The following is a 255-nucleotide window of genomic DNA, read 5'->3' as shown; positions in this document are numbered from 1 at the left end:
TAGCAAGAGTTATCCCGCGCACCTTAGGATTCTCTCCTCGCCTACCTGTGTCGGTTTGCGGTACGGGCACCTTGTTCCTCGCTAGACGCTTTTCTTGGCAGTGTGAAATCAGGGACTTCGGTACTTATATTTCCCTCGCCATCACAGCTTGTGCTTATTGGTGTGCGGATTTGCCTACACACCACACTTACTGCTTAGACGGCCATCCAATAGGCCGCTCACCCTATCCTCCTGCGTCACGCCATTGCTCAAGCG

General features: G+C 53.3%; 1 rRNA gene. It reads right to left on the bottom strand.

Going from position 1 to position 255, the window contains the following annotated elements:
* A 23S ribosomal RNA gene (locus tag O0550_RS24895) occupies positions 1-255 on the bottom strand; the annotation flags it as partial.

This window comes from Brevibacillus halotolerans, assembly GCF_026891775.1.
GTDB classification, from domain to species: Bacteria; Bacillota; Bacilli; order Brevibacillales; family Brevibacillaceae; genus Brevibacillus_B; species Brevibacillus_B halotolerans.
The sequence above is the reverse complement of the archived record's forward strand: the minus strand, read 5'-3'. Positions and strand labels throughout refer to the sequence as shown.